Origin of the sequence: Streptomyces albipurpureus (assembly GCF_023701525.1) — a bacterium.
Taxonomy (GTDB): Bacteria; Actinomycetota; Actinomycetes; order Streptomycetales; family Streptomycetaceae; genus Streptomyces; species Streptomyces albipurpureus.
On sequence record NZ_JAMQAW010000052.1, the window covers coordinates 16,466 to 42,830 of the forward strand.

23 protein-coding genes are annotated in these 26,365 nt (G+C 69.8%); 11 read left to right on the plus strand and 12 right to left on the minus strand.

All coding sequences use genetic code 11. From position 1 onward, the window contains the following. Positions 1-40 precede the first annotated feature (40 nt). Entirely contained in the window at positions 41-286 is a 246-nt protein-coding gene (locus tag NBG84_RS32115; protein WP_250923202.1) for a DUF397 domain-containing protein, read from the plus strand. Between the two features lie 78 nt (positions 287-364). Here NBG84_RS32115 and NBG84_RS32120 read toward each other — a convergent pair whose 3' ends face one another. From NBG84_RS32120 to eccB, 4 genes are all read right to left on the minus strand, one after another. Then, entirely contained in the window at positions 365-658 is a 294-nt protein-coding gene (locus NBG84_RS32120; RefSeq protein WP_250923203.1) for a WXG100 family type VII secretion target, read from the minus strand. 45 nt (positions 659-703) lie between these two features. After that, a complete protein-coding gene (locus NBG84_RS32125) occupies positions 704-1,039 on the minus strand; it encodes a WXG100 family type VII secretion target (RefSeq protein WP_250923204.1) in 336 nt (111 codons plus the stop codon). A gap of 145 nt (positions 1,040-1,184) precedes the next feature. Further along, complete coding sequence (gene mycP, locus NBG84_RS32130) at positions 1,185-2,468, minus strand: type VII secretion-associated serine protease mycosin (RefSeq protein ID WP_250923205.1); 1,284 nt, start codon at positions 2,466-2,468, stop codon at positions 1,185-1,187. A 13-nt stretch (positions 2,469-2,481) separates the two neighbouring features. Continuing rightward, the gene (gene eccB / locus NBG84_RS32135; RefSeq protein ID WP_250923206.1) at positions 2,482-4,020 is read right to left on the minus strand and encodes a type VII secretion protein EccB; all 1,539 of its coding nucleotides are present in this window, start codon (positions 4,018-4,020) and stop codon (positions 2,482-2,484) included. A gap of 217 nt (positions 4,021-4,237) precedes the next feature. Between eccB and eccE the strand changes: the two genes are divergently transcribed. From eccE to NBG84_RS32175, 8 genes are all read left to right on the plus strand, one after another. Next, entirely contained in the window at positions 4,238-5,533 is a 1,296-nt protein-coding gene (gene eccE / locus NBG84_RS32140) for a type VII secretion protein EccE (RefSeq protein ID WP_250923207.1), read from the plus strand. Then, the gene (locus tag NBG84_RS32145) at positions 5,533-6,252 is read left to right on the plus strand and encodes a hypothetical protein (RefSeq protein WP_250923208.1); all 720 of its coding nucleotides are present in this window, start codon (positions 5,533-5,535) and stop codon (positions 6,250-6,252) included. Before eccE ends, NBG84_RS32145 begins: the two co-directional genes overlap by 1 nt. 318 nt (positions 6,253-6,570) lie before the next feature. Continuing rightward, on the plus strand, positions 6,571-10,248 hold the full coding sequence (locus NBG84_RS32150) for an SCO5717 family growth-regulating ATPase (protein ID WP_250923209.1): 3,678 nt from the start codon (positions 6,571-6,573) through the stop codon (positions 10,246-10,248). A gap of 202 nt (positions 10,249-10,450) precedes the next feature. Beyond that, positions 10,451-12,238 carry an ABC transporter substrate-binding protein gene (locus NBG84_RS32155; protein ID WP_250923328.1) on the plus strand — a complete coding sequence of 596 codons (1,788 nt, stop codon included), beginning with the start codon at positions 10,451-10,453 and terminating at the stop codon, positions 12,236-12,238. A gap of 87 nt (positions 12,239-12,325) precedes the next feature. Beyond that, positions 12,326-13,351 carry an ABC transporter permease gene (locus NBG84_RS32160; RefSeq protein WP_250923210.1) on the plus strand — a complete coding sequence of 342 codons (1,026 nt, stop codon included), beginning with the start codon at positions 12,326-12,328 and terminating at the stop codon, positions 13,349-13,351. Further along, on the plus strand, positions 13,348-14,235 hold the full coding sequence (locus NBG84_RS32165; protein WP_250923211.1) for an ABC transporter permease: 888 nt from the start codon (positions 13,348-13,350) through the stop codon (positions 14,233-14,235). The genes NBG84_RS32160 and NBG84_RS32165 overlap by 4 nt, the downstream gene beginning before the upstream one ends. After that, on the plus strand, positions 14,232-15,218 hold the full coding sequence (locus NBG84_RS32170; RefSeq protein WP_250923212.1) for an ABC transporter ATP-binding protein: 987 nt from the start codon (positions 14,232-14,234) through the stop codon (positions 15,216-15,218). Before NBG84_RS32165 ends, NBG84_RS32170 begins: the two co-directional genes overlap by 4 nt. After that, a complete protein-coding gene (locus NBG84_RS32175; RefSeq protein ID WP_250923213.1) occupies positions 15,215-16,213 on the plus strand; it encodes an ABC transporter ATP-binding protein in 999 nt (332 codons plus the stop codon). The genes NBG84_RS32170 and NBG84_RS32175 overlap by 4 nt, the downstream gene beginning before the upstream one ends. A gap of 170 nt (positions 16,214-16,383) precedes the next feature. Here the strand turns inward: NBG84_RS32175 and NBG84_RS32180 are convergent, their stop codons facing one another. The 8 genes from NBG84_RS32180 to rimP form a co-directional block, all read right to left on the minus strand. Then, positions 16,384-17,331, minus strand: coding sequence for a bifunctional riboflavin kinase/FAD synthetase (locus NBG84_RS32180; protein ID WP_250923214.1), 948 nt, complete (start codon positions 17,329-17,331; stop codon positions 16,384-16,386). Positions 17,332-17,920: 589 nt separating this feature from the next. Next, positions 17,921-18,817, minus strand: a complete 897-nt coding sequence (truB, locus tag NBG84_RS32185; protein WP_250923215.1) for a tRNA pseudouridine(55) synthase TruB — start codon at positions 18,815-18,817, stop codon at positions 17,921-17,923. Beyond that, complete coding sequence (rbfA, locus tag NBG84_RS32190) at positions 18,814-19,257, minus strand: 30S ribosome-binding factor RbfA (RefSeq protein ID WP_250923216.1); 444 nt, start codon at positions 19,255-19,257, stop codon at positions 18,814-18,816. The genes truB and rbfA overlap by 4 nt, the downstream gene beginning before the upstream one ends. Before the next feature lie 33 nt (positions 19,258-19,290). Next, entirely contained in the window at positions 19,291-19,584 is a 294-nt protein-coding gene (locus NBG84_RS32195; RefSeq protein WP_250923217.1) for a DUF503 domain-containing protein, read from the minus strand. Between the two features lie 159 nt (positions 19,585-19,743). Beyond that, positions 19,744-22,914: a translation initiation factor IF-2 gene (infB, locus tag NBG84_RS41240; protein ID WP_250923218.1), complete on the minus strand. Its 3,171-nt coding sequence runs from the start codon at positions 22,912-22,914 to the stop codon at positions 19,744-19,746. 151 nt (positions 22,915-23,065) lie between these two features. After that, a complete protein-coding gene (locus NBG84_RS32205) occupies positions 23,066-23,362 on the minus strand; it encodes a YlxR family protein (RefSeq protein WP_250923219.1) in 297 nt (98 codons plus the stop codon). A gap of 168 nt (positions 23,363-23,530) precedes the next feature. Then, positions 23,531-24,604, minus strand: a complete 1,074-nt coding sequence (nusA, locus tag NBG84_RS32210) for a transcription termination factor NusA (protein ID WP_250923220.1) — start codon at positions 24,602-24,604, stop codon at positions 23,531-23,533. Between the two features lie 2 nt (positions 24,605-24,606). Continuing rightward, positions 24,607-25,107: a ribosome maturation factor RimP gene (rimP, locus tag NBG84_RS32215; RefSeq protein ID WP_250923221.1), complete on the minus strand. Its 501-nt coding sequence runs from the start codon at positions 25,105-25,107 to the stop codon at positions 24,607-24,609. Between the two features lie 161 nt (positions 25,108-25,268). Between rimP and NBG84_RS32220 the strand changes: the two genes are divergently transcribed. Together NBG84_RS32220 and NBG84_RS32225 are read left to right on the plus strand one after the other, a co-directional pair. Then, complete coding sequence (locus tag NBG84_RS32220) at positions 25,269-25,808, plus strand: hypothetical protein (protein WP_250923222.1); 540 nt, start codon at positions 25,269-25,271, stop codon at positions 25,806-25,808. Continuing rightward, positions 25,805-26,248: a ferritin-like domain-containing protein gene (locus NBG84_RS32225; protein ID WP_250923223.1), complete on the plus strand. Its 444-nt coding sequence runs from the start codon at positions 25,805-25,807 to the stop codon at positions 26,246-26,248. The genes NBG84_RS32220 and NBG84_RS32225 overlap by 4 nt, the downstream gene beginning before the upstream one ends. Positions 26,249-26,365: the final 117 nt, after the last annotated feature.

The following is a 26,365-nucleotide window of genomic DNA, read 5'->3' on the forward strand; positions in this document are numbered from 1 at the left end:
GGGCCGCCTTGTCTGACCGAACCGTGGGAGGGACAGCGCGATGGCTGACGCAGCCGACAAGGAACGCGAGAAGGACGAGCTGTACGCCCTGGACATCTCCGGTGTGGAGTGGCTGAGCGCCCCCGGCACCAGCGAGGACGAAGAGCGGGTGGAGATCGCCCATCTTCCCGATGGGGCCGTCGCGATGCGCTCGTCGCTCGACCCGGACACCGTGCTGCGGTACACCGAAGCCGAGTGGCGGGCCTTTGTCCTCGGGGCGCGTGATGGGGAGTTCGACCTGAAGTAGGGACCTGACGAAGGAGACGCCAGAAGGGGGGTTGCCCGGCATCGCCGGGCAACCCCCCTTCTGCTGGGCAGGGTTGGTTCACTGCATCATGCGGAACCGGGCCGCGTTGCCCTTGTCGGTGTCCTGGTAGCCGACGACGGCCTGGTCCAGGAGGCGCGCGATGGTGGCGAGCTCCTGGTTGAGGCCGTCCATGTTGGTGGCGATGTTGCCCTGGACGGTGATGTAGGCCTCGCGGGCCTCACCCTGCCAGTTCCCCGCGACCTGCTTGACCTGGCCCAGCAGGTCCTGGAGCTGCTGGTTGAGGTAGGAGGAGGTGGCGCGCACATCGCTGGCCGCCGTGGTTACCGTGTCGTAATTGACAGCAGTCGTCATGGTTTGCTCCTAGTGGCGATGGTGGTGCAAGGGGTGCGCGGATGCTCAGACGTTGAGGATGGCGCTGCCCTGTCCGGGCTCCATCTTGCGGAAGGCCTGGATGCGCTCGGTCTCCTGGGCGTCGAAGCCGTCGGCGCTCATCTTCACGAGCTGCTGGAGGTTGTCCAGGTCGCGCTGCACATCGCGCAGTCGACGGTTGAGCTCGGCCTGCACCCGGTCGTACTCCTGCTGGGCCGCGCCCTTCCAGCCCGCCTGAATGCGGTCCACAACGCCGTTGAGCGAGGTGATCCGGCTGTTCAGTTCCTGCTGAAACTTGTCGATCTTGCCGGATAGACCGACAAGTTCGCCACTAGTGACATCAAGGTCCCTGTTGCCCGACATCGTGCCCCTTCTTCCTTCGACGGTGACGTAGACGGAAGCCGTATGGATGCCGCCCCCGTTGCGGACGGGTTTCCACCCAGTCCTACTGTCACTCTATCGACTCGATACAGCTGTTCCAACTGCAAAGTAACAAGGCGTACTTGTCCTACCGGGCGCTCCTGCGCCGGGTGTCGCGGACGACCGTCGCCGTCCCGGCGACCACGGCTACCAGGACGACGCCTATTCCCAGTGCGTAGGTTGCGTACCGTTCGTCGCGCTCCTGCGGAGTCTCGTGGAGCGTCAGTTCGGCGGGCTCCGGCGCGGGGGCCCTGGCAGGTCCGGGGTCGGGGGTCGCCTGCTGCGGCGGCCCGCTTTCGCCGTTGAGCGCACGTACCGGATCGATGACGCCCCACCCGACGAAGTCGTCGCGACCGTTGATGCCGCGCTCGGCGGTCTGCTCGATCTGGGCGACGATCTCATGCGGCTTCCACTTCGGGTACTTCGCCTTCAGCAGTGCCGCGACCCCGGCGACATAGGGCGCCGAGAAGCTCGTACCGTTGTCGACGCACTGGCCGTTGCCGGGGACGGTGGAGACCACGTCCACACCGGGGGCGGCGATCCCGACGAAGTCACCCGCCTGGGAGAAGGCCGCCCGCTCGTTGTTGCGGTCGGACGAGGCGACGGCGAGGACACCGGGGAAGGCAGCGGGGTAGGTGTTCTTCGTCTTGCCGTCCATGCCGTCGTTGCCCGCCGACGCCACGACGACGATGTCCTTCTCCAGCGCCCGGCGCACCGCGAGTCCCAATGCCGAGTCAGGGGCGAGCGCCTTGGTCGTGTCCTGCGAGATGTTGATGACATCGGCCTCCTCGGCGATCGCGTGGTCGATCGCCGTGGCCATGGTCTTGTCGCTACCGCTGTTCTTCTCGTCGTTCTGGCGGATCGGAATGATCGTGGCCTCGGGCGCCAGTCCCACGAAGCCGGTGCCCTTGCGGGGGCGGGCGGCGATGATCCCGGCGACCTTGGTGCCATGGCCGATCTCGTCGACCGTGCCATTGGTCTTCCCCGCGTTACCGCTCGGGTCCTCCTTGTCGGGGGGCAGCAGGTCCTTACCGGCGGATACGTCGACGGCGGAGCTCAGCTGGGGATTCTTGTTGTCAACGCCGGTGTCGATCACCGCGACCCGGACCCCCTTGCCCTTGGTGTCCTGCCAGAGCTCGTCCAGCAGGACCCGCTGGAGCGGCCAGGGGATGCCCGGGATCTGCTCCTTCATGGGGATGGTGCACTCACCGCTGCCGTTCAGGGTGAGATCCCTGCCGTGCTGGCGGTCGGAGGTGCCGCCCGTCCCTGGCCCCGTGGCATCCACGGCGTACGCGAACGAGGGCGCGGCGGCCAACCCCGTCAGAGCGGTCGCGGCGGTGAGCAGAGCGGCTTTCCTGGACAGTCGCGGCATGGGTGGCCACCCCCTACGAACCCTGCGGCTGACGCGCGCTGTTGGTGTCGAGCCGGGGGCCCTTGGACAGGAACTCCGACCACACGATCGGTACCAGGGCGGGAGTGACCTTGCCGTAGCCCAGGCGGTTCTGCGCCTCGCTCGGCTCAGGGCGGCCGTCCGACTGCCCCTGCTGATCACCGGTGCCGATCTCCGAGCGGTCGCTGTCGCTGTCGCCGTTGGCCTGCACCGCGTACCGCAGTCCGGTGTCGGTCACCAGGAAGAGCGAGCCGTCGGGCTGGGCCTGCTCGCCCTGGATCTGGGTGTAGAGCAGACCGGTGCCGGGGGTCACATAGGTGCTGGTGCCACCGGCGGTGATCTCCGCCGGATAGCGGGAGCCGGCCCACATCGACAGCGTCGTACGCCCCTTGTCGTCAACCTTGCGCAGCACACTGCAGATCGTGTCGCGTTCGCCGCCCGCGGAGTTGACCGGCTCGGCCTTGAGCAGCGGCCAGCGGTACTGGGCGCCGAAGTCCTCCGACTCCGGGGAGAGTGACGACGCGTCCACTCGGGTTGCCTCACCCTCCATGTTGAGCGGGTCGGTCTGCGGTGAGTTGATCAGCAGCCAGGCGGTGAAGTCGGAGACCGGGCGCACCTCGCCCTTCAGAACGACGTAGTGCTGGGGGCCGGTTCCGGTGGCCGCACGCAGCACCATACCGATCCGGTCCTGCTCCTTGGTGAGACCACCGGAGACACCCGCGGGAGCGCCCACCTCACCGGGTACCCGGGGGAACTCGACCCGGCTGCCGTCATGGAGGGTGGCCAGCCAGTCGTCGGTGACGGATTGGGGCTGTTCCCGGTTGACCAGGGTTCGGGTCAACAAGTCGGCCGAACTGTCACCCGGTACCAGGTACTTGGTGCCGGAGGGGTCCACCAGGTACCGCTGCTCGCGCTGGCCCTGCACATAGAGGACCTGGCCGTCCCTGAGCTTCTGCGCGCCTTCGGTCAACCCGTGGTCCCGCTTGCCGAGGACGAAGGTCGCCTTCTGCACCGAGGTGCCCTTGCCCGCGCCGGGTTGCTCGCAGGCCGCCCACCGCTTGGCCCGTCCTGCCTCCTTCTCCGCGGGGAGCCGGTCGGGGGCGTACGGGATGCCGAGAATGGGTCCGCGCGGTGGCTTCCCCCGGTCAAGGACGTCATCGCTGACCGTGATTACCTTGAACCCCTGGGGGTTGAGCAGCAGTCGTGCCGACGCGAGATTGAGCACCGGATGGAGGAGGACCTTCTTGCTCTTGTCCTTGCCGGTCTCCAAGACCACATAGCGGGTGGTGGACTTCTTGCCCACGATCACCTTGGTGCCGGGGGCCGCCCAGTCCTTGGGCGCCTTGGGCTTGAACATGCCGAAGGCACCGAATCCCGCGAGAACCAGTGCACCGACGATCAGCCCGGGGACGATGGCCCGCATCGGACGTGGCGCGCCTTCCTCCGTACCCGTGGCGGAAGGCTGGAGGAATGCCGCCACCGTGCGTTTCTTCGCAAAGGTGTACGCGTTGAGCTCATCCCGCCGTGATGCCATGAGTCCCCATTGATGAAGAAGGCGCTATTTCCCCGTGGAGGCCGTGTGGTGCGTTCGGCCTCGGGTCCTGGATACCGGACCAGCCCCCTACTATGCCTGTTATCCGATGGTCCGCGTGGGCCGGGTAGGGTGTTCCGGCCCCTGAAAGCCCTTATGGGAAAGGGTCATCAGGGGTGATCGGGACGGTTTGTGGATTGATGAACTGGGGGACGGATTAATGGCTTCCGCTACGCGTGCGCGGCGCGCCGCCCGGGGGCAGTCCCCGGCCAGGTCCGCGGCACCTCCCCAGGGAGCCGTCGCACCCCGGCTCAAGGGACGACCCGGACACTTCGGCTCGTTCCGACTGCAACAATTCGTACTGATCGAAATCGCCGCCGCACTGCTGCTGGTGGCCTGGGTGATCGATGCCCTGCTGCTGGTACCGGCGGCGGCGGTCGCCTCCGTGCTGGTGCTCCTCGCCCTCCTGCGCAGACATCGGCGATCGCTGCCCGAATGGCTCTCCACCGTGCTGGCCCTGCGCTCCCGGACCCGCAAGGCCGCGTCCCTGGTGCTGCCACCGGACACCGAGCCGGGACTGGCACCCGCCGTGGAATGCGATCCGGCCCTGCGGACGTACACCTTCAGTGACCGGGATCGACGCCCGGTCGGGATGATCGGCGACGGCACCTTCCTGACCGCGGTCCTCCAGGTCGAATCAGGACCCACCGCCCTCCGCCCGGAGCGCACCGCACGACCGCTGCCCGTCTCACTCGTCCGTGATGTGCTGGAAGTGGACGGCATCCGGCTGGAGTCCGCGCAGATCGTCCAGCACACCCAGCCCGCGCCCGCCCCGCATCTGCCCGAGCAGTCGGTGGCCGCACGCAACTACGCGCCCCTCCAGGCCCAGACGGGCTCCCCCGCGCTCCGGATCACCTGGATCGCGCTCAAGCTCGATCCCGAACTCTGCCCCGAGGCCGTGGCGGCCCGCGGTGGGGGGTTGGAGGGGGCACAGAAGTGCCTGGTGCGGACGGCGGACCAGTTGGCGAGCCGACTGGCGGGGGCCGGATTCACCGCGACCGTGCTGACGGAGCCGGAGTTGATCGCCGCCATCGCCACCTCCACCTGCGCCAGCCCGCTGGCCATCGCCCAGGCCGGTCGCGCGGACGCGCCCACCCGGCGCACCCAGGAGACCTCCCGCACCTGGCGCGTGGACGACCGCCGGCACACCACGTACTGGATGGGCCGCTGGCCGCAACTGGGCGGCGGCGGCGCCTCCATGCCCCAGTTGGTCGCACTGCTCACCTCGATCCCCGCGCTGGCCACGACCTTCAGCCTCACCCTGGGGCAGGGCGACCGGCAGGGAGTGACCGTGACCGGTCATGTTCGTATCACCGGTCGCAGCGACGAGGAACTCGTCACCGCCCGCCATGAACTGGAGCGCGCCGCCCGGGGAGTCCGTACCGGACTGGTACGCCTCGATCGGGAGCAGCTGCCCGGAATGCTCGCCACACTGCCGCTCGGGGGAGCCCGCTGATGCCATCACCCACGGCCAGACCGCGCACCGGTCTGGGACTGATCGGACCGCGCCGCGACCGGCATGAACTGCCGTTGGACCAGCTCGCTCCGCTGGCGCTGCCGGTGGGCGACGACGGGATGGTCATCGGCGTGGACGCCGAGGGCCGGCCGTCCGTGCTCGGTATCAATCGCCCCACACCGTATGACGTCACCCTGATCGGCGGTCTGTGGACGGCACAGGTACTGGCGCTACGGGCGGCGGCCACGGGCGCCCGGGTGACGGTCGAGACCGGTCGGGCACCCGCCTGGACCGCACTGGCACAGGCCGCCGGCGGCGGTCAGCAGTGCATCTCCCTGCACGACGTGGGTCGGGTGCCGCCCCAGGGCCCCTCGGCGGGGAGCCCGGTGGTGGTGGTCCGTGACTGCGGGATGCGCCCGCCCCGGGGGCGGGTGGTGTCCGGTCCCTGGCAGTCGGTGCTGACGCTGCTGCCGTACCTCAGCCCGGTCGCGCCACGGCTGATGGAGAAGTCGGGCGTGGTCGGTGTCCAGCGGGTGTCTCCGGACGAGGCCGGCCGGATCGGCCGCATCATGCATCTACCGGGGGCCGAGACCGAGGCGCTGTCCACTCTTGCTGACGGTGTGACGCTCTGGTGTACGGCTCGTGATCGGCAGTTCGTCATGACCCAGGCGACCGACGCCGAGACCGGATTGTTGGGCAGCGCCCGACGGATGGACTGAGCGCTTTACCACGCAGGGAGTTGACCGGCTTTATCCGGTTTTTCCCTGGCGTTTTGTTTACCGCGTTGTGGGCATTGGCCACTTGGGGACCACCCGTGCCGTACGGGACGGTAGCCAACGGGTGGTCGGCCCTGCCGGAGGGGCCTTGTTGACGATTAGGGTGGTAGGGAGAGCGGCGGAAGACCCTGCGGGAACCTCGCCGCGGAACCTGAGGGGACACCGGCCGCGGCCCACAGGGAGAGAGCCGGGCCGATCGGGACAGAGCGGTCGCCCCCACCCACGACGGCACCAGGGTGCTCGACCACACCAGGAGGCACAGTGAACAGCGATCGGGACGAGATCCGCGGGGGATGGGTCCCTGCCGATGAGTCCGACGCGGAGCCCGCCGAGATGACGGGTGAGTTCACCATCGACTACACCCCGCCGGCCTGGTACACGCAGAACGCGTCGGGTGACCCCTCGGGCTCCGGGGCTGGTCATACCGCGCCTCCGCCGCCCAACGGGGCGCCGGTCGCGGTGCCCGGGCTGCCCACGGGGAGTGGGTTCGAGCCGAGTTGGACTCAGCAGCCGATGCCCCAGCCGCCGATGACCCAGCAGTCGGGTGAGCAGTCGGGTGAGCAGTCGGGCCAGCCCGCTGGACACCTTCCGGGGCCTTCCCGAGGTCAGCTCTCGACAGGGACTCCCCCACCGCTTCCGCAGAGCGAAGGACACTCCCCCTCGACTGCTGGCGTTGCCGCCTCTTCGGGTGCTGTTCCCGCTGCCGGGGCCATTCCGGTTTCGGCCGCGCCTGCCGTGCCGGCCGTTGACGGTTCTCCCAGCACGGAACCCCCGACCGGGAGGGTGACGGGCGAGCCCCTGACGGGTACGGCAGCTGACGGCGGGCCCGTTCCCCGTACGGCTCCCGAGTCGCCGAGTGAACCCATGACGCATCCAACCGCCGCAGCCGTCGCGGAATCGACTCCCCTCGCCCAGAGCGCCCATGAGCCGGAGTCCTTGGACCAGGGCTCTGAGTCAGTCCAGGCGCCGACCGGGCTCGCTGACCCGGCCGCCGGGCAGGGACAACTGAGCCACTCGGCCACCGCTGAGCCCGCGCACTCCGAGCCCTTCGGGGGCGGCGATGTGGAGAGCGGCGCGACCATGCGCTTCTCCCCCGCCGCGCTGAAGCAGGAGATCGCGCGACGGGACGCGGCGGCGCAGCAGGAGGGCGCCGGGGCGCCCGCGTCCCACGACGACGTTTCCCGGACCGCCGGGACGGACCAGGCCGAGGTGGACGAAGCCGCGGCCGTGGATCGTCCTTCGGTCGGACCGCCACCAGCGGAGCCGGCGAGCATCGCCGACGCACGGCGGCAGGCCGAACCCGCCGATCGGACGCCGGCCCCCGTGGCCGAGCCCTCGCCCCCGACCGTGGACGAGGTGTCGGTGTCCCGGGCCGCGACCGATGAGGCCGCCGTGGCTGATCTCGCTCCACCTGGGGTCCCGGATCAGCATGTCCTTCCGCGGGCGGTCCCGGATCAGCAGCACCCCATCGGGGACGCCGCGGATGATCGGACTTCCGGTTCCGGTCCCCAGGACGCGGTTGCGGCGGCATCCGCTGCCCCGGCCGCGCTACCCGCGCCGGCACATCCCTGGTCTCCTGGCGCTCAGCCGCCCGATGCCGCGCTGCCCCCGCTTCCGCCCGCTTTCCAGCCCGCGGCTCCCGCATCGGCGCCGCAGTGGCCGGTGTCCCCGCAGAGTTCGGAGCAGTCGGCGCCGCCGCCGCTGCCCGCTGTCCCCCAGGGCGGGCCCGCGCCGGGCTATGGCTTCCCTCACCCGAGCGTGCCGCACCACGCGGGCGGGCCGGACCAGAGTGGGTACGGCTATCCGCCACAGGCTCCGCCCGCTCCTCAGGGGCCCTATGCGACACCTGGCCCCCAGCAGTATCAGGGACCCCAGGGGCATCACGGGCTTCCACCAGCACCGGGTCCCCAGGGGGTGCCGGGCCAGCCGTCGGCCCCGAGTCAGCCTGCGGTGGCCGCGCAGTCGGGGTTCCCGGCTCAGCACCAGGCGCCCAACGCCCCCGTACCTCAGCCGCCGCAGCAGCTGGGGCAGCCGGTGGAACCCGCGCTACCAGGGCCGCTCCCCGTACCGCAGCAGCCCAGCACCGCGCCGGGGCCCGGCGGTTACGGCTTCCCCCAACCGCCGAACCCGCCAGGCCCCCTCCCCGGCGTCCAGCAGCATCCGCCCGCACCGGCGCAGGTGCAGGCGCCGCCGCCCGGATACGGCTATCCGCAGCAGCCCCAGGCCGGTGACCAGGCATCACTTCCGTTGCCGCCGCAGCGCCCCGGTCCCGCTGAGCCGCCCGTACAGCAGGCCCCGCACACGCAGCAGGCCCCGCCCGCGCAACAGGCGCCACCCGTACAGCAGCCCCCGTCCGCGTATCAGCAGAGTCAGCCACCGGCCGGTCCGCCCGCCCCCGTGGGCCAGCCCGTCGACCCTCGGGCCGGGGCGGCTTGGCCGACTCCCGTGACACACGATCAGCGCGAGCGATCGGTGCCCGGAGCGCCGCTTGGCTACACGGCGGCCGTGGAGCTGTCATCGGACCGGCTGTTGCGCAACAACCGGCAGAAGCCCAAGTCGAGCCGTAGCCCTTCGGGCGCCTCACGGTTCAAGCTCGGCGGCAAGAAGGAGGAGGCCGAGCGGCTGCGCAAGCTCGATCTCATCCGTACGCCGGTGCTGTCCTGCTATCGGATCGCGGTGATCAGCCTCAAGGGCGGTGTCGGCAAGACCACCACGACCACCGCACTGGGTTCGACGTTGGCGACCGAGCGTCAGGACAAGATCCTGGCCATCGACGCCAACCCGGACGCGGGCACGCTCGGCCGTCGGGTGCGCCGGGAGACCGGGGCCACCATCCGGGACCTGGTCCAGGCGATCCCGTACCTCCATTCGTATATGGACATCCGGCGGTTCACCTCGCAGGCCCCGTCCGGACTGGAGATCATCGCCAACGATGTGGACCCGGCGGTCTCGACGGCGTTCAACGACGAGGACTACCGACGGGCCATCGAGGTGTTGGGCCGTCAGTACCCGATCATCCTCACGGACTCGGGCACCGGGCTGCTCTACAGCGCGATGCGGGGGGTGCTGGATCTCGCCGATCAGTTGATCATCGTCTCCACACCGTCGGTGGATGGTGCCAGCAGTGCGTCGACGACGCTCGACTGGCTGTCCGCGCATGGCTACGCGGATCTGGTGCAGCGTTCGGTGACGGTGATCTCCGGAGTCCGCGAGACCGGCAAGATGATCAAGGTCGAGGACATCGTGCAGCACTTCCAGACGCGCTGCCGGGGAGTGGTCGTCGTACCGTTCGACGAGCATCTCGCGGCGGGTGCCGAAGTCGATCTGGACATGATGCGGCCCAAGACGCGTGAGGCGTACTTCAATCTCTCCGCGCTGATCGCGGAGGACTTCGTCCGGGCCCAGCAGCAGCAGGGGCTGTGGACCGCATCGAACGGCAATGCACCGCCGACGATGGCACCGCCGATGCCCGGCCACCAGGGCGCTCCGGCGGCGCAGCAGCCGGGCGTGCCCGGGCAGCACACAGGACAGGGCGGGCAGCAGTACGGGCAGCCGGGCGGGCCGGCGCAGGGGCCCTACGGTCAGCCGGGGCCCCCTCAGCAAGGGGCCGGTGCCCCCTACGGCGGCGCTCCGCAGCAGCAGTCCTACCCGCCACAGGGTTGGCAGTTGCAGCCCGGGCAGGGGCAGCAGCCACCGGCGCAGCCGACGAGTCCGCCGGGATTCCCCGCGCAGGCTCCGCATCACCCGGGTCCCGCACAGCCGGGTCCCCAGCACCCCGGGGCCCAGCAGCCGGGACATGGTCAGCAGGGAAACCCGGGGCAGTCGGCAGGGCAGGGCCAACCGGGTGGTTCCGAGCCGCCAGAACCCCAGGCTCCGCTCCCCCCGAACACCTGGCCGCCACAGCAACCGCCGCACCCGCCACAGGCCCCACCGCAGTAGCTCCCTCCACCTGGGCCCATACCGCCGAGCGGTATGGGCCGAGGTGCGCCTATGTCCCTGACACCCGGTCAGCGGGTCGTTGACCCGCGGAACCGCCCTTGATAGACGTCGCTTCACCGATGGTCCGGCCAGCAACCGGCCATCTGCTCCCCGTGAGTGATGACGCGAGGTCACCAACTTGGCCACAGAGCTCTCGGCCCGTATGCGCCACACGCTCGCCTTCGGCGTCGCGGTGCTTGTGGCGGCCCTGTCGGCGCAGCCGGTACGGGCGGCGGATGACGGCGAGCGGGTGCTGTCGGTGGCCGTCTCCCAGAGCGTGGACTCACTGAGCCCGTTTCTGGCCCAGCGACTGGTCGCCATCACCGTTCATCGGCTGATCTACGAGAATCTCACCAACTACGACGTCCGCGACGGGCGCGCGATCCCTGGTCTCGCCACCGCCTGGACCTCCTCGCCGTCCAAGCTCATCTGGACCTACACCATCCGGTCCAACTCGCGATGGTCCGATGGGGAACCGGTCACCGCCGAGGACGCGGCATGGACGTTCAACACCATGATGAGCGATCCACGGGCGGCGACCGCCAACGGTAGTTTCACGGCGAATTTCCGCAAGGTCACCGCACCCGATCCTCGGACGCTGGTCATCGAACTGAAGAAGCCGCAGGCCACGATGTTGGCGCTCGATGTTCCGATCGTGCCGAAGCATCAGTGGGAGAAGGTGCGGAACTTCTCCTCCTTCAACAACGACCAGAAGTTCCCGATCGTGGGGAACGGTCCGTTCATCCTGACCGATTTCCAGGTGGACCGGTTCATCAGGCTGCGGCCGAACAAGGACTTCTGGCGAGGTGCTCCGCACTTCGACGAACTGGTGCTCACCTACTACAAGGACGGGGACGCGGCGGTCGCGGCCCTCCGAAAGGGCGAGGTCTCCTTCGTACCAGGCCTCACCCCAGCGCAGGCGTCGGCGCTCTCCCGCACCGAGCGCATCAAGGTCAATGACGCGCCGGGCCGCCGCTTCCTCGCCCTGGCCACCAACCCCGGGGCACGCTCCCAGGACGGTCAGCGCTTCGGCAGCGGCCATCGCGCCCTACTCGATCCCGGTGTGCGCAAGGCCCTCTTCCATGCCACCGATCGGCGAACCATTGTCGAGAAGGTGTTCCGGGGCCATGCCGTGGAGGGCGCGGGATACATTCCGCCACGGTTCACCCCGTATTTCTGGAAACCGCCCGCTGGGCAGCGGATCGGTTATGAACCGGGAAAGGCGGCAGAACTGCTCGACCAGGCCGGCTACCGCCGCAAGGGAAACGGAAAGCGCCGGGACAAGAACGGGCGACCGCTGGAGTTCCGCGTCCTGTGCCATGCCACGGACCCCAATGACAAGGCCATTGGCCGATATCTTCAGGAGTGGTGGGGCAGGCTCGGCATCGGATTGCAGCTCGACTGTCGGGACAATGTCTCCGACCCCTGGCTGAGCGGTGACTACGACCTCGCTTTCGATGGCTGGTCGGTCAGTCCCGATCCGGACTTCGTCCTGTCGATCCACACCTGCGCCGCCCTTCCCGCCACTGCCCGCGATACCGGCTCAACCGACAACTTCATCTGCGATCGACGGTTTGACGAGTTGTATGCCAAGCAATCCGTGGAGTACGACGCACCACAGCGCGCCGAACTGGTGAAGAAGATGCAGTCACGGCTCTACGACACGGGCTATCTGAACATTCTGGCGTACCCCAACGCCGTTGAGGCCTATCGCACCGACCAGATCGCCTCGATCACCACGATGCCCGAATCCGGGGGCAATATCTGGGGGCAGGACGGCTACTGGAGTTGGTGGTCGGCGAAGCCGGCAGCCGGCGCCGGTGCGGGTGCGTCGGGTCAGCCGTCCGCCGCGGCGGTGCTCTCCGGGATGGGAACGGCCCTGGCCGGCGCGGCTCTGGTCGCCGCCGTGATCGGCTGGCGGCGGCGGGCCACGGCGGATGACCGTGAGTAGCCGCCTGCGGGGCGTCTCCTCGGCCCTGGCCGGGGTGGTCTGGCGACGCTGCCCCGCACCGGGGACGCCGACGATCGGGAGCCGGCGATGACGGCGACCACGGCGGTGGTCGCACCCGCCCCAGTGGACCGGAAGCGGACGGGCTATCTCCGCTATGGGGCGGGCAAGCTGGGTGGTGCGCTCATCTCGCTGGTCGCGGTCCTGGTCACCGGCTTCTTCCTGTTCCGGATCATCCCCGGCGATCCGGTGAAGGCCATGACCCATGGAATGCCGACCTCGGCCGAACAGCTGGCGACCCTCCGCGGCCAGTTCGGGCTGGATCTCCCCCTCTGGCGGCAGTTCACCGACTACTGCGGCAAGGCGCTCACGGGCGATCTCGGCCTCTCCTACCAGTTCCACGCACCCGTGGGGGAGCTCATCGCGCAGAAGCTGCCCGCCACCCTGCTGCTGACCGGAACCGCCGTACTGCTCTACTCGACCCTCGGCCTCTGGCTCGGCACCCGCTCCGCCTGGCGGCACGGCGGAAGGGCGGATCGGCTCACCACCGGTGTGGCGCTGACCCTGTGGTCCGTGCCGTCCTTCTGGCTGGGACTGTTGTTGATCATCACCTTCGCCGTGGGGGTGGGCCCACTGCCGGGGCTCTTTCCCACCGGGGGGATGGAGTCGGGTGGCGAGCGGGGTTTCGCGTATGCCATCGATGTGGCACACCACCTGGTGCTGCCGGTCCTCACCCTGGTCGCGGTGGGCTATGCGCAGACGCTGCTGGTGGTGCGCTCCTCCCTGCTGGACGAAATGGGCGGCGACTATCTGACGACCGCCCGGGCCAAAGGGCTGCGGGACGCTGCCGTACGCCGTCGCCATGCGGTGCCCAACGCGCTGCTGCCGACGGTGACCATGGTCTTCATCAATCTGGGCCATGTGGTGGCCGGTTCGATCCTGGTGGAGACGGTGTTCTCCTGGCCGGGCCTCGGCGGCCTCTTCTACCAGGCACTCAGCGTCCCCGATCTGCCCCTGGTCCAGGGGCTCTTCATCGTCTTCGCCGGAGCCATGATCGTGATGAACCTGCTGGCCGATCTGATCTATCCGCTGCTGGACCCACGGGTGCGCCGATGACCACCCCCCTGGTGTGGGCGCGCCGCCGTGACTCGCTGACTCGCTTCTGGGGGACCTACCGCCAACAGCGGACCGGGCTGTGGGGACTGACGGCGCTGCTGGTGATCGGTGCGGTCGCCCTGGCCACCCCCCTGCTGACGGACGGGGATCTGCGGAGCGTGGCCGATGCGCCCGGCGGGCCGCTGGAGGCGCCCAGTGGGGCGTTCTGGCTGGGAACCGACCAGTTCGGGCGCTCCCTGCTGGGGTTGCTGCTGTGGGGTGCCAGGATCTCGCTGGCGGTCGGGCTGCTCGCGGCGGTGCTGTCGGTGGGAATCGGCACCCTGGTCGGGGTGATCGCCGGACACTACGGCGGCTGGTTCGCCACCGCCTTGATGCGGGTGACCGACTGGTTTCTGGTGATGCCCGCGCTGGTGCTGGCCATCGTGCTGGCGACGGTGATGTCACGGAGCCTGTGGACCGTGGTGATCGCGATCGGAGTGACCAGCTGGCCCACGACGGCACGGCTGGTACGGGCACAGACCCTCGCCGTAGAGTCCCGCCCCTACATCGAGCGCGCCAAGGCGCTCGGCGGCGGTCATGGGCACATCATGAGCCGCCATGTGCTGCCGAATGTGATGCCGCTGGTGCTGGCCCAGACCACCCTCGGCATCTCGACGGCGATCCTCACCGAGGCGACGCTGGCGTTCCTCGGGCTGGGCGATCCGGCGGTGGTCTCCTGGGGCGGGATGCTCCAGGACGCACGGGAGGCGGGTGCGGTCTCCTCGGGGCACTGGTGGTACCTCGCCCCACCGGGGGTGGCGATCGCGCTGGTCGCGGTGGCGTTCACCCTCTGCGGGCGAGCGGTGGAGTCGGTGCTCAACCCGAGGCTGGGGGCGGTGCGATGAGCCTGCTGGAGGTACGGGACCTGCATGTCACCTATGGTTCGGGCCCCCACGCGGTGCCCGCCGTACGAGGTGTGGACCTCACCGTGGCCGCCGGGCAGAAGTGCGGCATCGCCGGTGAATCGGGGTGCGGGAAGTCCACCATCGCCCTCGCCCTGTTGCGCTTGCTGCCTCCGTCCGCCCGGTTGCGCGGAGAGATCCTGCTCCAGGGCGAGGATGTGCTCACCATGCGCTGGGGGCGGCTGCGGGCGGTGCGTTGGGCCGGCGCTTCGATCGTCTTCCAGGGGGCGATGCACTCGCTCAACGCGGTACGCCGGATCGGTGAGCAGATCGCCGAACCGGCGCTCGTCCATCGTCGCGCCACTCCCGCCGCGGCCCGTCGACTGGCCCAGGACCTGCTTGAGCAGGTCGGGTTGCCCGGCAGCCGGGCGGCTGCCTACCCCCATGAGCTCTCCGGCGGTCAGCGCCAGCGGGTCATGATCGCGATGGCGCTGGCCTGCGCTCCCTCGCTGATCGTCGCCGATGAACCGACGACAGCGCTGGATGTGATGATCCAGGCGCAGATCCTGGGCCTCATCGGGCGGCTGGTCACCGACCGGGACATCGGGCTGCTGATGATCAGTCACGATCTGGCGGTACTGGCGGACGTCTGCGACCGGCTGTCGGTGATGTACGCGGGGCGAGTGGTCGAAGAGGGCCCGGCGCGCGCGGTGTACGAGGGGGCCCGGCATCCCTATGGGCAGGCGCTGTCGGCCGCGTTCCCCCGGGTGGGCGACGCCTCCTCCCGCCGGGCCCCCCGCGGACTGCCCGGTGACCCACCCGATCCCTCGGCGCTCCCCGCGGGTTGTGCCTTCCATCCGCGGTGCGCGCTGGCACTGGACCTGTGCGGCCACCAGGAGCAGGTGCTGACGGGGGACGATCCGCACCGGGCCGCCTGTCTACGGGCCGGCGACCTCCAAACCGTCCCGCTGGGAAGGACCCCATGACCACCACTCCCCTGCTGACCGCGAGCGGGGTGCGGATCAGCTTTCCCGGGCACCGCGGCGGGCCACCCGTACACGCCGTGGACGGGGTCGATCTCGCGGTCGAGGCGGGCGAGATCGTGGCCCTCGTCGGTGAGTCGGGGTGCGGGAAGACCACTCTGGCACGCGCCCTGCTGGGACTGGTGGCACCCGCGTCGGGGCAGATCCGCTGTGCCGGCCAACCGCTCGCCTACACCGCGCGGGCGCTGAAGTCCCATCGGCGCAAGGTCCAGCTGGTGCTCCAGGACCCCACCGGTTCGCTCAACCCCCGGCACACGGTGTACGACGCCGTGGCGGAGGGACTGAGGATCCACCGTCACGTAGGCGATGAACGCACCGCGGTCTGCCAGGCGCTCTCCCAGGCCGGACTGCGACCGCCCGAGCGCTTTCTGCTGCGCTATCCGCATGAGCTGTCGGGTGGCCAACGGCAGCGGGTGGTCATCGCGGGTGCGCTCGTACTGGGACCGGAACTGATCATCGCCGATGAGCCGGTGGCATCGCTGGACGCATCGGTGCGAGGGGAGATCCTCGCCCTGGTGCTGCGGCTGAGGGATCAACTCGGTCTGTCGGCCTTGGTCGTGACGCATGATCTGGGCCTGGCCTGGAACATCGCGGACCGGGTCGCGGTGATGTATCTGGGGCGGATCGTGGAGTACGGGACGGTCGAGGAGGTGCTGACCGCGCCTCGCCACCCCTACACACAGGCACTGCTGTCAGTCCTTCCGGAGTCCAAGACCCCGGCCGTGGTACTGAGGGGCGAGCCACCGGACCCGGCGAGGATTCCGGCCGGGTGCCGATTCCACCAGCGCTGCCAGGTGCTGGCCGGGATGGGACGGCGGGAGCCCACCCCCGATGGTCCCGCCACCGCCCAGGGCGCTGACCCCCTCCGCGCACTGCGGTGCCGGACGCAGCCCCTGCCCGTACTGACGGGGCCGGGGGTGGCCTGCCACTGGGCGTGACCCGCAGGCCCGGTCCGGGCGGCGGGGCAGCCCTGGGGCTCCTGGGCGCCGCGCCCTGGCGGTACGGCGGGCGACCGCACCGGCTGGCAGCCGCCGCTGAAAGCGTTGTGCCCTGCCCCGGCTCGGCCGGGGCAGGGCAGCACTCGCCGGAGGGGGTCAGCCGACCGGACTCACGACGCGGCGGCGATCAGCTCCCGGCACTTCTTGACGTCCTCGGCCATGGCGACCAGGAGCTCATCGATCGAGGAGAACTTCAGCATGCCCCGGATGTAGGCCAGGAAGTCCACCGCGACATGGAGACCGTAGAGATCCAGTCCCACCCGGTCGATGGCGTATGCCTCCACGGTCCGTTCCGTACCGTTGAACGTCGGGTTGGTGCCCACCGAGATCGCGGCGGGCATCCGTTCGCCGTTCGCCGTCAACCAGCCCGCGTAGACACCGTCGGACGGGATCGCGGTGTGCGGCAGGGTCTGCAGGTTCGCCGTCGGGTAGCCCAGTTCGCGCCCGCGCTGCGCTCCTCGCACCACCACGCCCTCGACCCGGTGGGGGCGGCCCAGGATCTCGTTCGCGCCCGCGATGTCGCCACTGGCGAGCAGGCGTCGGGTCAGCGTGGACGAGAACGGTTCACCACCGCCGGCGGCACCGGTCACAAAGAGGTCGATGACCTCGACCTCGTAGTCATAGGTGGCACCCAGCTCGGCCAGGTAGGCGACATTGCCCGCGGCCTTGTGGCCGAAGCGGAAGTTCGGGCCCTCCACCACCAGGAGGGCGTGCAACTTGTCGACCAGGACCTTCACGATGAAGTCTGCCGGGGAGAGCTGGGAGAACTCGGCGGTGAACGGCAGGATCAGTACCGCGTCCACCCCCAGCTCCGCCATCAGCTCGGCCCGTCGGTGGTGCGCGGAGAGCAGCGGTGGATGGCTGCCCGGGCGCACGACCTCGCTGGGATGCGGATCGAAGGTCACCACGACCGAGGGCAGGGAGAGCTCACGCGCCCGCTCCACGGCCTTTCCGATGATCACCTGGTGCCCGCCGTGCACCCCGTCATAGGAGCCGATGGTGACGACGCTGCGCCCCCAGTCCTGGGGGATGTCCTCCAAGCCACGCCAGCGCTGCACTGCGACCGCTCCTCGCCCGAACCCGATTAACAGATGTGCCGATCTGCCGGTGTGTCGACATTCCGACAGTCGATTGCCGATTACGCAGGTCTAAGACTGCCATGCCCACGCCGTACGGTTCGCATCGGCATCGCACCACCTCGGTTACGGACCCTCCCGTGCCCTTTCCGACCATGCGGCGCAACGCACCCTCGGGGGCGCTATCCAGCCGCCCGACCAGGGGCGGGGCGGGTTCGGGGCGTCATGGGCGGGCTCAGCCGACCGCTGGTCAAAAGGGTCGGCGCCTGGGGCGTGCGGGTGCTGAGCACCCCGGCGCCCAGCACCGGATGCGCTCGTCGGGTGGGTACCGCGCACGGCTCGCACGGCCCGCCGGAGGTCGCCGTGCCCTTGCCGGGCGGGCGTCCCGCAAGCAGGCGTCGACGGTGGGCCGGACGTGATCAGCGGGTGAGGGAACGCCCTGCGAACACGCCCCGCGACCGTTGATCACCCGGGGTGCGTGGGACAGATCCCCTACCGGAGGGAGATCGTGGGGCGGGCGGTCCCGGACTGCGGGCCGCCCGTCCCACGGTGTGAGAACCAGCCCTGGACGTCAGCCGAAGACGGCAAGGCTCTTCGCCTTGCCCTTCTGCTCCTCCACCAGGGCGAGAAAGCGTCCCTCAGGGCCGAAGACGGCGACCGGGGACCGGGTGTACGTGGGCATGTCCAGGCGTACGCCATGGGCCAGGAGCTTGGCCCGTCGCTCGTCCACTTCCCACCGCGGGAACGCGGCGGCGGCGGCATCGGCGATCGGCATCACGGTCAGCTCCTGCTGGAGCTGGTCGAGCGTCCTGGCCGCGTCGATGCCGTACGGTCCGACCCGGGTGCGTCGCAGTGCGGTGAGATGGCCCCCGACGCCGAGCCCGGCGCCGAGGTCGCGGGCGAGGGCGCGGATGTAGGTACCCGAGGAGCAGACCACCGAGACGACCAGGTCCATGACCGGGGTGCCGTCGTCGGCGACGGCTTCCCGCACGTCGTAAACCTGGAACGAGGAGACGGTGACCGGGCGGGCCGGGATCTCGAACTCCTCGCCGCCACGGACCCGGGCGTAGGAGCGTTTGCCATCGATCTTGATCGCGCTGACCTTCGACGGCACCTGCATGATGGGGCCGCTCAACGCGGCCACTCCCGCGTCGATGCCCTCCCGGGTGACCCCGGAGGCGGCCACGGAGGCCATGATCTCGCCCTCGGCGTCATCCGTGACGGTGCTCTGCCCGAGCCGGATGGTGCCCAGGTACTCCTTCTCGGTCAGGGCGAGGTGCCCGAGGAGCTTGGTGGCCCGCTCAACTCCGAGCACCAGCACTCCGGTTGCCATGGGGTCAAGCGTGCCCGCGTGCCCCACCCGGCGGGTTCTGGCGATCCCGCGCATCTTGGCGACGACATCATGGGAGGTGAAGCCCGACGGCTTGTCCACGATGACCAAGCCGTCGGGGGTGTTCTGCTGTGTCATGCGGAGGTGTCGTCCTCGTCCTCCGGCTTGCGGTACGGGTCCGCTTCGCCGGCGTAGCTCGCACCTGACGATGCCTCGCGGACCTTCTCGTCCGAGGCACGTGCCTTGTCGAGCAGGTCCTCGATCGTCTTGGCGTTCTCCGGGAGGGCATCCGCCACAAAGGTCAGGGTGGGCGTGAACTTGGTCCCCGCCGCGGCCCCGACCGCGCTGCGCAGCACGCCCTTGGCGCTCTGCAGTCCGGCTGCGGCACTCGCCCGGTCCTCGTCATCGCCGTAGACCGTGTAGAAGACCGTGGCCTCCCGCAGATCGCCGGTGACTCGGGTGTCGGTGATGGTCACATGGGTGCCGAGCCGCGGGTCCTTGACGCCGCGCTGCAGCTTCTCAGCGACCACTTCCCGGATGAGGTCCGCCAGTTTCTTCGCCCGCGCGTTGTCGGCCACTGGTCCTTCTCCTTTTACCTGCTTGCCTTGCCATCAGTCTTCGTCGCCGTGGAGCCTGCGTCGAACTGAGAGCAGCTCCACCTCTGGCCGGCCCGCGACGAAGCGCTCGCACCGGTCCAGTACTTCCGTGAGGTGCGCCACGTCCCCTGATACCACCGCCAAGCCGATCTGGGCTCTGCGGTAGAGGTCCTGATCCCCGGTCTCCGCCACACTCACCGAGAACTTCCGTTGGATCTCGGCGACGATCGGGCGGACCACGGAGCGTTTCTCCTTCAGTGACCGTATGTCACCGAGAAGCACATCGAAGGACAGCGTCCCTACATACATGTATGCCCGGATATCCCGCCGGTTCGGGTTCATGTGCGATTGAGGTGTCTCCGCCGTGGTGCGTGACGCGGGGCGGGAACATCAGAACCGTACACGCGGCAGCCGGGGCCGATCGACGGAATATTCTCCGTCGATCGGCCCCGGCGATGCCATAGGCGATCAGCCGCGCGGCTTCTCGCGCATCTCGTACGTCGCGATGACGTCGTCGATCTTGATGTCGTTGAAGTTTCCGAGGTTGATACCGCCCTCGAAGCCTTCCCGAATCTCGGTGACGTCGTCCTTGAAGCGGCGCAGACCCTCGATGTTGAGGCTCTCCGCGATGACCTTGCCATCGCGGATGAGACGGGCCTTGGTGTTCCGCTTGACCTCGCCGGAGCGGATGAGAACACCCGCGATGTTGCCCAGCTTGGACGAGCGGAAGACCTCGCGGATCTCCGCCGTACCGAGCTCGACCTCTTCGTACTCCGGCTTCAGCATGCCCTTCAGGGCTGCCTCGATCTCCTCGATGGCCTGGTAGATCACCGAGTAGTACCGAACGTCGACGCCCTCGCGCTCCGCCATCTGCGCGGCACGGCCGGCCGCACGGACGTTGAAGCCGATGACGATGGCGTCGGAGCCCATCGCCAGGTCGATGTCGGACTCGGTGACCGCACCCACGCCACGGTGCAGCACGCGGATGTCGACCTCTTCGCCGACGTCGAGCTGGAGCAGCGAGGACTCCAGAGCCTCCACCGAACCGGACGCGTCGCCCTTGATGATGAGGTTGAGCTCTTGGACCAGTCCGGCCTTGAGCGCCTCGTCCAGGTTCTCCAGGGAGAACCGGACACCCTTGCGGGCGAAGTTGGCGTTGCGCTCACGAGCGGCACGCTTCTCGGCGATCTGACGGGCCGTACGGTCCTCGTCGACCACCAGGAAGTTGTCGCCGGCGCCCGGGACGTTGGTGAGACCGAGCACGAGGACGGGGGTCGAGGGACCCGCTTCCTCCACGTTCTCGCCCTTGTCGTCGAGCATGGCGCGGACTCGGCCGTAAGCGTCACCGGCGACCATCGTGTCGCCGACGCGGAGGGTACCGCGCTGGACGAGGACGGTGGCGACGGCGCCGCGACCGCGGTCGAGGTGGGCCTCGATCGCAATACCCTGCGCGTCCTGACCCGGGTTGGCCCGGAGGTCGAGCGAGGCGTCCGCGGTGAGGACCACGGCCTCCAGCAGGGAGTCGATGTGCAGACCCTGCTTGGCGGAGATGTCGACGAACATGGTGTCGCCGCCGTACTCCTCGGCGACCAGACCGAACTCGGTGAGCTGACCGCGCACCTTGACCGGGTCGGCGCCTTCGACGTCGATCTTGTTGACCGCGACCACGATCGGCACACCGGCCGCCTTGGCGTGGTTCAACGCCTCGATCGTCTGCGGCATCACACCGTCGTTCGCCGCGACCACGAGGATCGCGATGTCGGTGGACTTCGCACCACGGGCACGCATGGCGGTGAACGCCTCGTGACCGGGGGTGTCAATGAAGGTGATCTTGCGGTGCTCGCCGTTGACCTCGGTGCCGACCTGGTAGGCGCCGATGTGCTGGGTGATACCGCCGGCCTCGCCCGCGACGACGTTCGTCTTGCGGATCGCGTCCAGCAGCCGGGTCTTTCCGTGGTCGACGTGACCCATGACGGTGACGACCGGCGGACGGGACTCAAGGAACTCCTCGCCGCCCTCGTCCTCGCCGAACTCGATGTCGAAGGACTCGAGCAGCTCGCGGTCCTCCTCCTCGGGGCTGACGATCTCCAGGACGAAGTTCATCTCGTCCGCGAGCATCTTCAGCGTCTCGTCGGAGACGGACTGCGTGGCGGTGACCATCTCGCCGAGGTTCATCATCACGCCGACGAGCGACGCCGGGTTGGCGTTGATCTTCTCGGCGAAGTCGGTCAGCGAGGCACCGCGCGACAGTCGGACGGTCTGTCCGTTGCCGCGAGGCAACATCACGCCGCCGACCGACGGGGCCTGCATGGCCTCGTACTCCTGGCGCCTCTGTCGCTTCGACTTGCGGCCACGACGGGCCGGACCACCGGGACGACCGAACGCACCCTGTGTGCCGCCACGGCCACCGGGGCCACCGGGACGACCGGCGAAACCGGGACGACCGCCGCCGAAGCCGCCGCCACCACCGGGGCCACCGCCACCGGGACGACCGGCGAAACCGCCACCGCCACCGGGACGACCGCCACCGCCACCGCCACCGGGACGACCGGCGAAACCGCCGCCGCCACCACCGGGACGACCGGCACCAGCGCCGCCGCCGCCACCGGGACGACCGCCACCGCCGCCACCAGGACCACGACCGCCGCCGCCACCACCGGGGCCACCGCCGGGGCGGGGACCGGCAGCGGGACGCTGCGGCATCATGCCCGGGTTCGGGCGATTACCTGCGGGACCGCCGCTGCCACCGGGACGCGGGGACTGCGGACGGGGCATCCCGCCGGGGCTCGGACGGGCGCCGCCCTGACCCTGCGGACGGGGCGCGCCACCGGGACCACCCTGCGGACGTGCGGCGCCGGGGGCGCCACCCTGACCGCCGGGTCGCGGGGCACCGCCGGGACGGGGCGCCTGCGGGCGCGCCATACCGGTGGAGCCACCAGAGGTGAAGGGGTTGTTGCCCGGACGGGGACCCGCCGGACGGTTGCCGCCGGGACGCGGGGCGCCCTGGCCGGACGCGGGGCGTCCACCACGGTCGCCACGCTCACCGCCGCGACCCTGACCACCCTCGCGCTGGCCGCCTTCACGCTGGCCACCGTCGCGCTGGCCGCCGGCCGGGGCCGGACGGGCCGGACGCGGTCCGGGGGTAGCGGGACGCGCGGACTGCGGGGTCTGAGGTGTGGCGGGCTGCGCCGGCGCGGAGAACTCCGCAGCGGGCACGGGAGCCGCCGGAGCAGGCTTGGCCGGCGCGGGCTTGGGACCCGGACGCGGGCCGGAGGCTGCCGGGGTCACCGGTGCGCTGGCGGCGGGGGCACTGCTTGCGGGCGCTTCGGCCGCGGTGGGCCGAGGGGCGGGCGCGCCGGGCTTGGGAGCCCCGGGGCGGGCCGGCGCGGCCGGAGTGGGGCCACCCGGACGGGGGGCGGCGGGGGAAGGCGCGGCCTTGCGGGGCGCGCCAGGCTTGGCAGCGGACTTACCGGCGGCGCCGGGTCCCTGCAAAGCGTCAGTCAACTTTCGTACAACCGGCGCCTCGATCGTCGAGGAAGCCGAACGGACGAATTCACCGAGCTCTTGGAGCTTGGCCATGACGACCTTGCTCTCTACGCCGAACTCCTTGGCGAGTTCGTATACCCGGACCTTAGCCACTTCGCTCCTTTTAGGTCCGGGTTACCGCCGGACCGTCGCTACTTCATGGGCGTACTCATCGCGTACTCATCGAGGGGTGCTCATCGCAATCTCGACCTACTTCCGACTCGCGAGGTACCTGACCGCACGGGATTCCGTGCCGTACTTCTTCTTACGGTGCTGTCTGCGCCGCCTCCTGTGCGTCCTGCATATGCCGACGCACTCCAGCCGCGTCGAGCGGTCCCTTGACCTTGAAGGCCCTGAGGAACGCCCGGCGTCGTACAGCCAGATCGAGACAGACCAAGGCGGGGTGTACATACGCGCCCCGGCCGGGCAGCGTACCGCGATCATCGGGGACGCAGTTGTCTCCGACCACCACGATGCGCAGCAGATCGGTCTTGGCCGCTCGTTCCCGGCAGCCCACGCAGGTGCGCTCAGGGCGTAGGCGGGCAAACGTCCGGCCAGACACGTTAAAGTCTACCTCCCCGTAGCGACCTCACCCCTTTGGGGCAGGAATCGAACGTTCGTTGTCTCGATACTGGTGACCCACCACACCCTCCCATCGGCCCTTTCATCGGGCGCGGGAGGGCTGCTGGGCCCGGCTGGACCCGTCTCGGTGTTTGTCTCGGTGTCGGTTTCAGCCCCGGTACCGGTCGCGGTCCTGACCACGGTCACGATCCCGGTCACGATCCCGGTCACGGTCGGAGCCGTCCGAGGGTCCGGACTGCTCCGGCTGCTCGGTGTCCGGGCGGATGTCGATGCGCCAGCCGGTGAGACGGGCGGCCAGTCGGGCGTTCTGCCCTTCCTTGCCGATCGCCAGGGACAGCTGGTAGTCCGGCACGGTCACCCGGGCGGAGCGTGCGCCCAGATCGACGACCTCCACCTTGCTCACCCGTGCGGGGGAGAGCGCGTTCGCCACCATCTCCGCGGGGTCGTCCGACCAGTCGACGATGTCGATCTTCTCACCGAGCAGTTCGGCCATGACATTGCGCACCCGGCCGCCCATGGGGCCGATGCAGGCGCCCTTGGCGTTGAGTCCGGAGCGGGTGGAGCGGACCGCGATCTTGGTGCGGTGACCGGCCTCGCGGGCGATCGCCGAGATCTCCACACTGCCGTCCGCGATCTCCGGGACCTCCAGCGCGAAGAGCTTCTTCACCAGGTTGGGATGGGTGCGCGACAGGGTGACGGACGGGCCGCGCACGCCCTTGGCCACCCGTACGACATAGGTGCGCAGCCGCAGACCGTGGGTGTACACCTCGCCGGGGACCTGCTCCTGCACCGGCAGGATCGCCTCCAGCTTGTCGTCAAGGCGCACCAGGACGTTCTTCGGGTCCTTGCCCTGCTGGACCATGCCGGCGACGACATCGCCCTCTCGGCGGGCGTACTCACCGAAGGTGACATCGTTCTCGGCGTCGCGCAGCCGCTGCTGAATGACCTGTCGGGCCGTGGTGGCGGCGATCCGGCCGAAGTCCGACGGGGTGTCGTCGAACTCCTTGGGCTCCTGGCCCTCCTCCAGATCGGCCGCGTCCTCCTTCGCCCACACCGTCACGTGCCCGGTCTCCCGACTGAGCACCACACGTGACTGACGGCGGCTGCCCTCGGTGCGGTGGTACGCGATGAGGAGGGCCGACTCGATCGCCTCGACCAGAAGGTCGAAGGGGATCTCCTTCTCCTGTGCCAAGCCCTTCAGGAGCTTTACGTCGATGTCCACGGCTACGCCTCCTCTTCCTGCTTCTTGTCCTTGCGGTTGAACTCGATCTCCACCCGCGCCTTGGCGATGTCACCGAAGGCGATACGGCGGGCGGTGGGCTTGCGCCCCTTCACGCCCGGCACTTCGAGGTCGAGTCCCTCGTCATCCACGGTGAGCACCCGGGCCACCAGTTCGCCGCTGTCGTCGAGCTGGAACCTGACCAGCCGGCCGACGGCACGCACATAGTGACGGTGCTCGGTCAGGGGGCGGTCGGCGCCGGGCGAGCTGACTTCGAGGACGTACTCCTCGTCGCCCATGGCGTCGCTCTCGTCGAGCTGCTGGGAGATGACACGGCTCAATTCGGCGCAGGCATCGAGGGTGGCGCCGTCCTCGGAGTCCACGATGACCCTCAGTACCCGGCGACGTCCCGCGCGGGACACCTCGATCTCTTCCAGGTCCAGGTCCGCGGCGCTGACAAGTGGCTCCAGCAGCCCGCGCAGCCTCTCGCTCTGGGTGGTGCTCATCCGGGTGACTCCTCGGCCGCGTGTGCTGTTGTCGGGTGCGCTGCAAGTCTGCGTGTCAGATCAAAGGGTATCCGGTCCGGGAGGGTGTTGCCGTCCACGGACGGGGGACCCACGGGTACGCTCGCCTGCGGCGATGATCACCGAGATGCAGGGAGACACGTGTGGGGCGCACGGGGACGACACGCAGACGTGCCCTCGTCGTGACGGCCGTCGCAGCTGCGGGATCGCTGGCGGGTTGCTCCGGCGGCGGCGCCGGAACGACCGCGCGGCAGCGGGAAGCGGAGCGGACGGCACAGCGGCGGGCGCAAGCTGACGCGGTGACGCGGAAACGGTTGGCCGCGGCCAGTGGAGCGCTCAGGGACCACTATGACGCAACAGTAGCCCGCCATCCGGAGCTGGCCGTGCGGTTGACCGCGCTGCGGGGCTCGGTGGCCGAACATGTGACCGCCTTCGGTGGCACCGTTCGAACGGTGCCACCGCCCTCGGTCCCGGCCGACGCCGCCGCCGCGCTCAAGGCCCTGGCCACCGCCGAACGCCATACCGCGGACGCCCACACGGCCGCGCTCATGGACGCGGAGCCGGAGCTCGCGAGGCTGCTGGCGTCCATCGCCGCGGCCGGCGCCGCCCACGGCTATCTGCTGACCACGACGCTGACGACCACCCCGCTCACCCCACCGGCCCCGAGCGGTGACGCCGTATGAGTGCGGACGACACGCAGGGGCTGTTGACCGCCGTCCAAGCCGCCCTGGCGGCGGAGCACGCCGCGGTGTACGGGTACGGGGTCGTCGGCGCCCGGGTGGAGAAGGCCCGCGAGGCCGAGGCCGTCGAGGCGTACGGTGCACACCGCGCGCGGCGGGACGCGCTGGCCCGTACCGTGCGCGATCTGGGTGGCAGGCCCACTCCGGCGGCTCCTGGCTACGCCCTGCCCTTCCCGGTGCCGGACAGCGTGGCCGCCATACGGTTCGCCACGCATCTGGAGGATCGGATCGCCGGTGTCTACTCCGATCTCGTCAGGGCCGCGGACGGGCAGCTCAGACGGGAGGCGGCGGTGGCGCTGCGGGAGGCGGCAGTGCGGTCGGTGCGGTGGCGGGGCCGCGGCGTAGCCTTTCCTGGGCTCGCCGAACGGGCGACCCCCCAGTGATGTCGTCCGGGGCGTGATGTCCTTGGCGCCGGTGGAGCGGTCTTCACCGGTCGAGCCCGCTGGGACGACGCGGCAGCAGTGCCTTTGTCGGTGGCTGCGGCTCTGGCCGTGGCGAAC

Excerpts from the sequence above, each read along its gene's own strand:
- NBG84_RS32120 (WP_250923203.1), bottom strand. The coding sequence starts at position 658 with ATGACGACTGCTGTCAATTACGACACGGTAACCACGGCGGCCAGCGAT.
- NBG84_RS32160 (WP_250923210.1), top strand. The coding sequence starts at position 12,326 with ATGACGGCGACCACGGCGGTGGTCGCACCCGCCCCAGTGGACCGGAAG.
- NBG84_RS32165 (WP_250923211.1), top strand. The coding sequence starts at position 13,348 with ATGACCACCCCCCTGGTGTGGGCGCGCCGCCGTGACTCGCTGACTCGC.
- NBG84_RS32155 (WP_250923328.1), top strand. The coding sequence starts at position 10,451 with ATGCGCCACACGCTCGCCTTCGGCGTCGCGGTGCTTGTGGCGGCCCTG.
- NBG84_RS32225 (WP_250923223.1), top strand. The coding sequence starts at position 25,805 with ATGAGTGCGGACGACACGCAGGGGCTGTTGACCGCCGTCCAAGCCGCC.
- truB (WP_250923215.1), bottom strand. The coding sequence starts at position 18,817 with ATGACACAGCAGAACACCCCCGACGGCTTGGTCATCGTGGACAAGCCG.
- eccE (WP_250923207.1), top strand. The coding sequence starts at position 4,238 with ATGGCTTCCGCTACGCGTGCGCGGCGCGCCGCCCGGGGGCAGTCCCCG.
- eccB (WP_250923206.1), bottom strand. The coding sequence starts at position 4,020 with ATGGCATCACGGCGGGATGAGCTCAACGCGTACACCTTTGCGAAGAAA.
- NBG84_RS32170 (WP_250923212.1), top strand. The coding sequence starts at position 14,232 with ATGAGCCTGCTGGAGGTACGGGACCTGCATGTCACCTATGGTTCGGGC.
- NBG84_RS32195 (WP_250923217.1), bottom strand. The coding sequence starts at position 19,584 with ATGTATGTAGGGACGCTGTCCTTCGATGTGCTTCTCGGTGACATACGG.
- mycP (WP_250923205.1), bottom strand. The coding sequence starts at position 2,468 with ATGCCGCGACTGTCCAGGAAAGCCGCTCTGCTCACCGCCGCGACCGCT.
- rimP (WP_250923221.1), bottom strand. The coding sequence starts at position 25,107 with ATGAGCACCACCCAGAGCGAGAGGCTGCGCGGGCTGCTGGAGCCACTT.
- NBG84_RS32175 (WP_250923213.1), top strand. The coding sequence starts at position 15,215 with ATGACCACCACTCCCCTGCTGACCGCGAGCGGGGTGCGGATCAGCTTT.
- NBG84_RS32125 (WP_250923204.1), bottom strand. The coding sequence starts at position 1,039 with ATGTCGGGCAACAGGGACCTTGATGTCACTAGTGGCGAACTTGTCGGT.
- NBG84_RS32115 (WP_250923202.1), top strand. The coding sequence starts at position 41 with ATGGCTGACGCAGCCGACAAGGAACGCGAGAAGGACGAGCTGTACGCC.
- NBG84_RS32145 (WP_250923208.1), top strand. The coding sequence starts at position 5,533 with ATGCCATCACCCACGGCCAGACCGCGCACCGGTCTGGGACTGATCGGA.